Origin of the sequence: Novipirellula caenicola, from assembly GCF_039545035.1 — a bacterium.
GTDB classification, from domain to species: Bacteria; Planctomycetota; Planctomycetia; order Pirellulales; family Pirellulaceae; genus Novipirellula; species Novipirellula caenicola.
The window spans coordinates 1-10,771 of record NZ_BAABRO010000041.1; the positions used below are offsets into that span (position 1 = coordinate 1).

Sequence of the window (10,771 nt, forward strand, 5' to 3'; positions counted from 1 at the left end):
GCCCATCGCCTTTTGCAAAGTCGAAGTCTGGATCGGGGTGTTGGCCGTAGACGATTGTTTGTGATTACGCCCCTCGGCGGGGAAGAGGAACCGTGGATGTTGATGAGTCACCCAGTGTTGCCGGAGCTAGTGAAGTGTGGAAGTCGGCAGTGGCACGTAGCGATCTTTGGCGCCTTTGCCTCGATGAATGTGAACCATCATCCGCTGGGAATCAATGTCACCGACTTGCAGGTTGCGAGCTTCCTCAAGCCGCAAGCCCATCGAGTAGGTCGTCCAAAAGAAGGCTGCAATCCGCTCGATTCGGCAAGTGTCGATGATGCGGTGGACCTGTTCGATGGTGAGTACTTCGGGCATCGTTTTGGACCGCTGCAGCTTCATCGTGGCGAGCGTCTGCCAATTCCGCTTGCAGGTTCGCGAGTAGAAGAACTTGATACCTGAGAAGGCTACACGGATCGACCCGTACGCGAATTGTTTTTCGTTCTTGAGGTACAGGAAGTATCGCCGCAGTTCGGCTTCGGTGATCCGGTTGGGGCGTTTTTCGCAGTAGTCGGCCAGTTGGCGTACGGCTCGCAGGTAGCCGTGCACGGTGCGCTTGCTCATACCGGCAAGCTGCAGGTCGTCGTTCATGTTCTGATAGAGCTTGCCGTCGAAGTAACGAGATGCAGCGGGGAGGTGATCGTAGTTAACCATGGTAGATCCTTGTTGAGAGAGTAAAAAAACAACAAGAAAACATGCCAGCGCCCTGAGAATCGGCTAAACTGACGCTCTAGATAAAGCAGCCACGCCGCCGCGATAGCGGCTTACTTGAACAATGCGGTGAACGGGAGCCGCCGATGATGCGTGTTTTGAAATCATAGTTTTTTCGCGGCGGCCCCGTTACCGCCGTCGTTATGCGGCAACCTCGTAGGAACTCAATGTCATTCGATGTCGACAAGCTGTTTGTTTACTCCAGAACGAAGATCGCGGAGTTCGCGCTGGAACACCAACAGGAGGTATTCTATGCGTTTGCGATTGACGCCAGTAATCTATGCCTGAATTCGTTGCAGGCATTTGAAGTTACACTAAAGGCATACCAATCCAGGTGGGAGAAACGGACGCGAATTGTCGAATCCTTGTTTGACTTGTCTGACGACGAAATCCAGGCCTACGAATACTATTTGCAGAGGGCAGAACGTACGGATGGCCTGGATCGAAGTGATGAAGTTGCGGTTTTGAATGTGATTAACGCGAACCGTGCCGACGAGCGCGGCGTAGGATGCGAATACTACACTGAGAGGGGAATTACTTATCTACGCAATAACACTGGTGATTGGGCATACCAGGGGTTTTCTCAGTTGGACGACAAATTCGGCTTTGATATCGACCTGTACAACGATCATTACTACGACGCGATGGATTCGGATAGTTCAAACTCGGAGTACGCAAGGTCCATGACTCTTCTCGTTGATAGACTGAAAAATACTAATGCATTTGACGCGCTCAGACGTACTAAAGATTTCAACGCGACGTGGGTCGATCATACGTACTGAATCCTCTAGCAGGCATCCTGGTCGCATAGCAATTGCGTGAACCGGAGCGGGCGTCCCACGCGTTTTCTAAAACCAAGGTCGCTCGCGCCCGCCCGGTTACGCCGAACGACTATGAAGCAGCCAAGTACAAATCTGGATGCCGTGTTTGACGACCTCAAACGCCGATTAGATGCCCTCGGCAAGAATCCTGCACACGACAATGAGGCAACGCGGCACGACCGATTGATCGTACCCGTTCTGACACATCCGCTGCTCCTCGGTTGGGATCTAAACGACCTCGTTGGTCAAGCATCCATTACTCTTCCCAGTCAATTGCTTGACTCGCACATTTTTCGGGGGGCTGAACCGAAGTTTCGCAAACCCGATATTCTCGTCACGTCGTCGGCATTCCAATTCAACGCCCTCGTTGTTGAAGAAAAGGAGGGACAAGCAAACATCGGCGACTTGAATGGATACCGATTCCAACTCCACGAATACCAGTCTCTTTACGAATGTGTTTGGGGACTCTTGACTGATGGAGAGCGATGGATATTGAAGAAGGGGTTCGAGTCGTATCACACGTTCGACTCTCTGGATGCGTTAAAGGCCGGCTTGGGTGACCTTCAGCACTGGATAGGCAAGCAATCGCTCTTGGAGCGCAAACTGGCGCACGGGACATGCGACTTAGTCATCATCGTACCAAGCAGTGGTTATGGCAGTTTCGGTGGTACCGTTCGCGACGTCACAGGAGGTGAGTTTACCCTCGGTAACCGCGACCTGCTTGACCTTGGCCAAGCTCGTTCAACGATCCTAATGCTTGGCGATCGTCGTGCTATCGTCCTCAACGGGGCAACGCAGTCAGCGATCTCTGAGCTGCGCCAGTTTGGGATACGTCGCCTCGAACTCATCATGATCGACAGTAATGACCGCGATCATGTTCCAGGTATGAAAAGGCTCCTCGATGAATATCGACATCAAATTGGGAGGATTTACGTTTCCGCTGACAGGCCAGCCAGCAGCTCCAGCATATTTGCAATGCTCGCGGAAAGGCATCACAGAGATAATCTTGAACTCTATCGTATCGAGAATGCGGATGAACACCCACGAGTGATCTACAACGCACCTGATTCTCAATTGCAATTGTCGTTGATTGCACCTTCGATGCTGGAGAACATGCACGCTATGTTGTCTCCTCATCGCCAAGAAGCGTCGACAATTGTGACGCTGAGAAACGCAGGTCAGCGATTCGTTGTTCCCGATCATTCGTGCAGCGCGGCGATGGCCACATTGACGAAAAAGATGACGGAGCACGATCGGACTATCGTAAAACTGCCTCAAAGCGACGCGACGGTGGCAACGAACATCATTTCATGCAATAGTACTTCTACGGATGTTGTTCGACTTGGCCGCGACAACGACACCATCGACCGATATGCCGTCGACATGAATGGGCGCGTTGTTCCGTTGACTGACGCTGACCGAGGGAATGCATAACAATTAAGGCTTTGACAACAATGAAGGCTTTGACATCGCGGAGCGAGGCACGAGCGGAGCCGATGTTCAAGGCCTTGGTTCAAGAAGGCCGGTGGAACGCTTTGAAGATTCAGCGATCACCCAGAGAATTCAAGAAGGGTTTTGCTTTCTTGTCGCGTGACCGCAGGACTGATGATGGTGGCGGAGAGGGCTTGGGGTGCCGAGCCCGAGCCAGTAACTGGGGCGCTTTGTGTGTTTCCTGATTGTCTGCCGATGCGTCTGCGGGCCGTGTTTTTCGCGATCTGCGCAGACCGTCTGCGACCGCACTCCTGGTGACGCTTCGTTTTTAACGGTTCGAACGATCGTAAGCTGCATCGTTTCGCTCGCCTTTTCCAGTGGTCCTCGGGCCACTCGCCTCAGAAAACCGCCTGCCTCTACGACGTTTCTGTTCGTCACCTCACAGCTTTGGCTTCGGCTTCCTCCCCACGGTCTGTCACCTCGCCGCAGTTGCCCTCGCCTAGTACTTCATCTTGAAAGATTACATTTGGTATACTGTCCTTCGTTCAAGTTCCGTTTTCGTACAGGGGACTGGCTTCCCGAAGGAAGCGGCACCCCACAAGTTCACGCCCATGTCGGGCGTACCGTGAACCGGAGAACGCGAGCTAAGCGGTTTGGCCGTTAGAGACTATCCCACGCGTTCCCGGTTACGCGTACCGTTACCCGAATGATTCATGGCGTACCGATCGGAGTGCCACGCTTGATGCTGACCAAGCCCGAACTATGTCGCATGATCGTCGGACTCGTCGAGGTCAACGATGCGGACTTGCTTGACCAGGACACAATCCTGTCCGCTGATGTATGCACACACGGCGATCGCACTGCGGTTAGGGGAATCCGCGATCTGATGCATCGGCTCTACCTGGACTTTGACTATTTGGCATCGCCACGTTTTCTCGCCGAAACTGATGGCAAATCATCCTCATTCTCCGGTATGCTCTCCAAACGGTACTCTGATCCAGTCCAACGCACCGAATCCCGGCATGCATACGCTGTTGCTCTTGCAAACATCTTGGATGACAATGACGCTTACACTTTGACGAAGACCGCCGAGCATGATTCGCTGGATCGATTGCGCGAATTGCTGAACGGACTTGAAAATCCGGGAAACGGGTAACAATCGCGTGCACGGGAGAACGCGAGTTAGGTTACTTGGTTGTTAGAAACATTTCCGCGCGTTCCCAGTGACGCGTAACGTTCTGCCATTGAAGATTTGACACATGATGAAAATGCCCACCGTTTATGACGATGACATCCTCAGCGTCGAAGGTGGTTCTTACCCTGATGGCACGCCAACACGAACGACCGTCTATTCCATCGTTTACCCACCTGTTGGATTTTTCCCTTTCGCTGCAACTGGAAACGGTGACTATCACGGGTTTTACTGGCCAATTGGACGCGAAGATCGGCCACCGATGGTGGCGTACAGCAGCCATGATGCATACGCCTTGATCCCGGAACACGGCGACCTTGCGTGCGCTGGCCGTTGCCAACTTGCCCGTGACGAAGACCGAAAGCTCACGTACGAATTCGAGTCAGCATTCGATGCCGCAGACCTTCCGCGACCTTCGGTCGATGTGTCCGGTGTCATTGCCGTCGACGATCACAAGCAACTACTGGCTCTTGACCCTGATTCCCCTTTCCGAAATTGCGTTGTCGCCGATCAACTCATCGCTGCAAACGAACTCGATGAGGCGGAGTCACACTACCGCAAAGCGATCGAGCTTCTACCGGAATATGGGGCTGCACATTTTGGACTCGGTTATTTACTCCGTCGGACTAGGCGGCAATCTCAGGCATCGATCCACCTGCGCCAATCATTGATCTGCCCTTTAGCTTTTTGGGGCGGTTGTTTCTGGGCCGATCACATTCTGCCGGGTTCCTTCAGACCCGACTGGGCTCGCAAATCGCTCCTGTGGCTACAGAAGCTTAAGGAACCCGACGAATCTCTTCGTGACGATCCGTTCATGCAGAACGTTCAAGACCTGACTATCGATACTGGTGTCGCGGAAAGCCGCGACAGCGAATTGTCGATTGCCATGGTTGACGATTACCATCGACGTGGACAATTTCTCGATGCTGTTTTCATGTGGATCACCGTTGGTGACCGTGCGGCACTGGAGACAACATCCTTTCGTGAACGCTATGGACTGACGGCACGTTCATTCGGCACACGATTGGCCGCTCTATTTCGTGACGCAGGCATTGATCGCCGCGCCGAGCTTATCGAGAATATGGTCTCACTGATGGAGAAACCAGAGGGTCTCTATCTGTAGCATAAAGAAGGCAGAACCAAGCGATGCACGCCGAGTCGTCGACGGCGCGTTTTCAAATGGAGAATCGCTCGCGGCGACCGGGTGATCGCAACCGTTCTGCGAATGATGCTAGCCGAAAAACGGAGACTTAAGCTTTGAAGGATTTTGGCATCGGGTTGCTCTACCTCGAAGGACTCCCACCGGAGTACTTCGATGACTTTCGCGACTCAATCGACTTTGATGCGATCGACTTTCGCGAGGAGCAACGTGAGAACGAACCGTATGCTGCACTTGAATGGATGATTCCAACCGTTGTCGCGCTGTACGTGGGCAAGAAGTTCGCGGATGCGTTACTCAAGAAGGCGACCGATGATATTGCGGACACGGTTTACCCAAAACTTAAGAACGGCGTCGCCGAGCTCGCCAAGAAACTCCTCGTCACTGATCGCACGCGTTTCGGCGTGGTATCAAGTGGCGAGAAGAAGGTCACCAACGCTGCATCTACAATCTTTTCTGTAACCGCCCAAACGACTGGACGTCACCGAGCAAAATTCGTTTTTCACGACGACAGCTTGTCCGAGCTGGAGTACGAGATCGCGGTCGATCAGATTTTTGCTACACTCGAGGCTCACTACCGTGAAGCCGACAACGATATACTTTCCGATACATCGCCTGAATACTTGCGTGGCGGTTCCGTCTACCTGATATTCGACAAACAATCACAGGCTTGGGATTTGGTTAATCCAATTGCAGAGCGACTCAAACAACAGGCCGCACACAATCAAAAGAACGCAGAACAATGACATGCACGGGAGGCGGCTTGCGGTGTTTTTTGCAATGGACAGTCAAATCTCCGTCCCCCGTGATGTCTGATGTTCGCCGGATTGAAATGAATGCATGAGCCGATGCTATCACAACACCGCCATAGCGGCGTGACGCTGATTGAACTCGTTGTCATTTTCTTCATTATTGCAATTTGCATTGCGTTATTGCTGCCTGCGGTACAGTCCGCCAGAGCTTCGGCACGCAGGACGGAGTGTGCAAGTAATTTGCGTCAGATGCACTCTAGTGGGGTGCGTTTTCGTGACCGCTTCCCCTGCCCTGACTCACCTGACCGCTTTGGCTACTTTATTAACGTTGAAATGGAGAATGACCCGATGGTGATCAATGCTACGCATTCGACGATACAGTACATGGAGCACAACGGCGGCCCCCTCTTCGTTGACCCGGCATCTCCACCGGACATGAATCCTGAAACATGGTTCACAACTGCAAATATCGACGCCGGATTGGTACTACCAATCGTGGACACATACATTGCTCGCGGTCGACACATTGGTGACACCGCGAACTACCTTTTCTTGGACGGTCACATCGAAATTATCGAGTCAAAGGTGATTGAGGACTGGACGAAATCAGGTTTTAACTTTTGCAAGGCAGGAGCCGGCCTTCCGCCACATTGATTACGTGAAGGCAAATTCCGGCGAACCATACGATGCACGTGAGTCGCCGAGTTAAGTTAATTGAAGCGGTTGGTTGCTCGCGGCGACCACGTGATCGTAGACGTTCGTCCATCAATCCCAAGGAATCCACAATGCAATACCGTACTCTTGTCTTGGCGATCGTTGTTTGTACTTTCGCTTCTGCTTCGTCGAGCCTTGCCTCATCTCCCGACAGCACAGCCCTCAAGGTGATTGCTGCAACTCTCTTCGGCGCTAGCGAAAGAGAAGTGGTCCTCTATGTTGACAAGTCTGCTACCATTGATGCTCAAGAAGCGGGATCCCTAATTCGATCGATTGAGGAACGTGATTGGGCGAAACCTATCGCATCTCAAGTTGAACACGTTACATTTTTCGAACCGAATGAATTGGCGACACTTGCCAAAACATTTCCCAATCAAATGTGGGCCAACGTCGCTAAGAACCAAGGTTCTCACCGAGCCGTACTTGTCCGTTTCTTGTTGGAACGGTCATCAAACATTGGTGCCAAGCCTGCCGGTACTCGCGGAATGATGGTATTGATCGTGGATGACAAAGGTAAAATCATACACTTATCGACCGACGATTCACCCGTAACGCGGGGCGAACCAAGCGTTGAACGCGAGCGGGCGATCACGCCGGTCTTGAAATCATAGTCTATCGCGCCCGCCGCGTTAACGCCAACGTTATCCGACTCGGCGCAGTTTCAAACAATGTTTCGATTCCGAATTCGCACCCTACTGCTATCAATCTTGTGCATCGCATGTTTTTTTGCATGGCGAAACCGTGATCCTGAATCTGGTGCGATTACTGCGGTAGAGAATGCCAATGGGCGAGTGCATTTCAAATACCAGGGCCCGGCGATCGCGCCGTATCCAGATGACGCGGCGGTTCCAGGTGACTCGATTTACATCTCGCAATTGCTTGTCAAACGTTTCGGCGCGACCGAACCACCGATAAGAACACTCACTGAATTTCTCGTCGGATCTAACCCGGAACGTCGCGTGGTGGCGGTTGAGCTTTCTCTTGCGGAACTGAAACCGAAGCTGCTTGCAACACTCAAGTCACTTCCTGATCTCGACACGATTGTTGTTGAAATGCCAACGCAAACCATCGCACGAACATCCAAAGAAATGCGGACCCTCGACAACATTCAAGCTCTACTATCGGTTAATATACAAATGACGTTCGATCGTGGCCTCACATCTCAAAGGTCACCTCCCTAAATCAATGACCGTGGCAATGACGGATAACAATTAAGGCTTTGACATCGCGGAGCGAGGCACGAGCGAAGCCGATGTTTAAGGCCTCGGTTCAAGAAGGCCGGTGGAACGCTTTGAAGATTCAGCGATCACCCAGAGAATTTACGAAGGGTTTTGCTTTCTTGTCGCGTGACCGCAGGACTGATGATGGTGGCCGAGATGGCTTGGGGTGCCGAGCCCGAGCCAGTAACTGGACCGCTTTGTGCGTTTTCTGAGAGCCTGCTGATGCGGCTGCGGGCCTTGTGTTTCGCGACCAGCGCAGACCGTCTGCGACCGCACTCCTGGTGACGCTTCGTTTTTGACGGTTCGAACGATCGTAAGCCGCGTCGTTTAGCTTGCCTTTCCCTGCGGTTGTCCGCGACGATAGATCACTCGGTGGTCCGTGCAGCGGCTCACTGGAGGGAACGGTGTCAACGGTGGGATTGCCGACTGGAACCCTGTTGTCTCTGTTTGCTCCTGTGCAAACCCCATCAACAACTGGCGGAAGAGCGGGCGTGGCGGAATGGGGTTGTGGGCCTACGACGTGGCAGCTATCGCGTGTTGCCCGCGGAGTTCGGTGCCTGTCTCCAGTGGCGATTGTTCTTCAGTCTGGCTTGCCGCGTGGTCGATCACTGGGGTTCTCGGCTCATTAACGTAGCCAACCACAGATGAACGCGGATGAGCACCGCTGCAGACAGGCGTAACTATGCGTCCATTTGCGTTTATCTGTGGTTCCATGTCTTCTCTGCCAAGAGTGTTGCTGCGGGCACCGGGCTTGGGTGCACTTTCGGGCTCTGGCGAGACTGGGGCATCTGCGTTGTTCCAGCCGTTTAGCCAGAACCATTCGAAGCAGGCGAGCACGCGGCAGGGCTGGTGGGTAATGGCACGCGTGTCCACGCGTGTCATCTGATCCGTACTGTTTGCCGGCTGGCGATGATGACTTGATCGCGGTCGTTATGGCGATTCAGGCGGTCTTCATGCATGATGGAGCGTCTGCAAACGGATTTACTGGCGGTCGTTTTGCTGGCTATGGTCGGATCCACGTCAACCGCCGTGGCTGCCAATCAATATCCGGCTTCTGGCGTGAGCTGTTCTGGCGAGAGGACGAACGATGCCTGAGTAGGAGCGTGGCACAGACTGAATCGGTGCTTTGGAACTCCTGGGAAAAAAGCGGATGGCAGACAGAAAAATTGGCGCGTCAGAAAAATGTTCTAGGCACTGTCTGAGAACGCATCAGACGCGGAAACTAGAGAGCGGAATTCGTGAAGAATTTCGATTTCCCAATGGGTTATGCCATGCTGCCGAATGTATTGACGGCTTGTTGATTTAGCGAAGGTTCCTGCGGCACGGGGTGTATGATGGACTTCCTAGTCCGTCAATGGTGGATTCGACGGACTAGGAAGTCCATCGTACGACTAAAACAACAAGCCGTTGACGACTTCCGCTACGGTTTTCAGACAGAGCCTAGACGCAGTAGTGCCTGCCCTGTATTTCGATCTTCATCTTTTTGTCACCCATTTTTTTGCCTGCTTATGGTCATCAGGGGAGGTCGATTTTATTGGGCTCCGGGGGGCGTCGACTTGTGTACACGGTTCAACAATGCGTCGATTGCTGCTGGATCCGAGGTTGGCTTGAGTTGTTGATTGCGGCGTGATTGCCCCTTGGCCGTTATGTCATGCCGCACTCATTCGCGATCCTTAGCGTGATTCGCGGGCAAACGTTTGCGAACGGTATTTGCTGCGAATCAGATGGATTTCCACGGGGCAAGTGCTGGTGGCGCGGACTTGATCGCGATTGAAGCGTGCGAAGTGATGCCCGGTGAGAGGTGTCGGCGGGTAGACGGATGCGCCGGTGGCGCCAGTCCGGTTCGGAGAGGGTTCGGTGATCAATTGGACAAGGATCAAAGATGGTGACACAACAAGGAGAAATCGGTGGCAAACCGCGAACACGAAGCGTATCCTAACATCCGAGAGACTCCGTTCTACTCGCCCCAAGCCGGGCTTGCATGCTTTCACGAATGGACACTTAACACTCACGGTCCGCTGATCGCCGGTCGTTCCCCGATTGAATTGAGTGTTGTCACATTGGCAATCGAATGACGATGATTTTGGGTACGTTCTATTGGGCAGGCGACATGCCTGATGATGACGACGTTGAACGCGCTCCCAAACCGGTTTTCTCCGGCGACTTTGGGGAGCAGTGGCAATATATGGCGACCGAACCGGTGATTCAAAGCCTATGTGACGCGCTGCGATCATGTGAGACCGTTAGGGATCTACACGGTCCCAATCCGGAAGATCACGGCTGGTACACTTACTTCACAGTTGATGGCTGGAGATGGTTTCTTTATCTTCAATGGGTCCCGGATGGTAACCACGAAAACTGCTTTGAGTTCGAAATTCGCCTTTGCAACAACTGGTGGCATCAGATCATTCACCGTTCGGTATACAATTCTCGATTCCGGGCACTGGGTGCCGCTATCGCCAACGCACTTGCTACGGCAAGCGAGATCGAAAACGTCGCATTCAATCGGCGTGCAGCATAGAATGCGTGGAACAATGACATCCACCGAAGGACGCAAGCCGAGCGGTTTGGCAATGGAGAGTTTTTCTCGCGTCCTCGGTGAATTCTACCGACTATGAAGTCCGAGGTTGGCAAGTGGTGTTGAGGTAATTCCCTTGTCTTATTTCATTTTTTTTCCGCGGGTGGTGGTGAGGTGCCGTCGCCGGAGGCATTTTTCGGTCGCTCGCCCGTCAGTG

The 10,771-nt window shown here is 53.0% G+C and carries 12 protein-coding genes; 10 read left to right on the forward strand and 2 right to left on the reverse strand.

The genetic code is table 11. The features are described 5' to 3' along the window. Window positions 1-126 precede the first annotated feature (126 nt). A complete protein-coding gene (locus ABEA92_RS30805) occupies window positions 127-690 on the reverse strand; it encodes a tyrosine-type recombinase/integrase (protein ID WP_345689632.1) in 564 nt (187 codons plus the stop codon). A gap of 224 nt (window positions 691-914) precedes the next feature. On the opposite strand from ABEA92_RS30805, the gene ABEA92_RS30810 reads away from it, so the two are divergent. The 8 genes from ABEA92_RS30810 (at window position 915) to ABEA92_RS30845 (ending at window position 7,997) form a co-directional block, all read left to right on the forward strand. Further along, the gene (locus ABEA92_RS30810; RefSeq protein WP_345689634.1) at window positions 915-1,529 is read left to right on the forward strand and encodes a hypothetical protein; all 615 of its coding nucleotides are present in this window, start codon (window positions 915-917) and stop codon (window positions 1,527-1,529) included. 111 nt (window positions 1,530-1,640) lie between these two features. Continuing rightward, window positions 1,641-3,002, forward strand: coding sequence for a ComEC/Rec2 family competence protein (locus tag ABEA92_RS30815; RefSeq protein WP_345689636.1), 1,362 nt, complete (start codon window positions 1,641-1,643; stop codon window positions 3,000-3,002). A 703-nt stretch (window positions 3,003-3,705) separates the two neighbouring features. Beyond that, complete coding sequence (locus tag ABEA92_RS30820) at window positions 3,706-4,155, forward strand: hypothetical protein (protein WP_345689638.1); 450 nt, start codon at window positions 3,706-3,708, stop codon at window positions 4,153-4,155. Window positions 4,156-4,258: 103 nt separating this feature from the next. Continuing rightward, window positions 4,259-5,314, forward strand: a complete 1,056-nt coding sequence (locus ABEA92_RS30825) for an SMI1/KNR4 family protein (protein WP_345689640.1) — start codon at window positions 4,259-4,261, stop codon at window positions 5,312-5,314. Between the two features lie 134 nt (window positions 5,315-5,448). Further along, entirely contained in the window at window positions 5,449-6,096 is a 648-nt protein-coding gene (locus ABEA92_RS30830; protein ID WP_345689642.1) for a hypothetical protein, read from the forward strand. A gap of 90 nt (window positions 6,097-6,186) precedes the next feature. Continuing rightward, entirely contained in the window at window positions 6,187-6,756 is a 570-nt protein-coding gene (locus ABEA92_RS30835) for a type II secretion system protein (RefSeq protein WP_345689644.1), read from the forward strand. A gap of 131 nt (window positions 6,757-6,887) precedes the next feature. Continuing rightward, window positions 6,888-7,427 carry a hypothetical protein gene (locus tag ABEA92_RS30840; protein ID WP_345689646.1) on the forward strand — a complete coding sequence of 180 codons (540 nt, stop codon included), beginning with the start codon at window positions 6,888-6,890 and terminating at the stop codon, window positions 7,425-7,427. A 96-nt stretch (window positions 7,428-7,523) separates the two neighbouring features. Continuing rightward, window positions 7,524-7,997 carry a hypothetical protein gene (locus tag ABEA92_RS30845; protein ID WP_345689648.1) on the forward strand — a complete coding sequence of 158 codons (474 nt, stop codon included), beginning with the start codon at window positions 7,524-7,526 and terminating at the stop codon, window positions 7,995-7,997. A 1,712-nt stretch (window positions 7,998-9,709) separates the two neighbouring features. Here the strand turns inward: ABEA92_RS30845 and ABEA92_RS30850 are convergent. Continuing rightward, entirely contained in the window at window positions 9,710-9,928 is a 219-nt protein-coding gene (locus ABEA92_RS30850) for a hypothetical protein (protein WP_345689650.1), read from the reverse strand. A 15-nt stretch (window positions 9,929-9,943) separates the two neighbouring features. Here ABEA92_RS30850 and ABEA92_RS30855 point away from each other — a divergent pair, with 15 nt between their 5' ends. Both ABEA92_RS30855 and ABEA92_RS30860 read left to right on the forward strand, forming a co-directional pair. Next, window positions 9,944-10,111 carry a hypothetical protein gene (locus ABEA92_RS30855; RefSeq protein ID WP_345689652.1) on the forward strand — a complete coding sequence of 56 codons (168 nt, stop codon included), beginning with the start codon at window positions 9,944-9,946 and terminating at the stop codon, window positions 10,109-10,111. After that, window positions 10,108-10,557 carry a hypothetical protein gene (locus ABEA92_RS30860; protein WP_345689654.1) on the forward strand — a complete coding sequence of 150 codons (450 nt, stop codon included), beginning with the start codon at window positions 10,108-10,110 and terminating at the stop codon, window positions 10,555-10,557. The genes ABEA92_RS30855 and ABEA92_RS30860 overlap by 4 nt, the downstream gene beginning before the upstream one ends. Window positions 10,558-10,771: the final 214 nt, after the last annotated feature.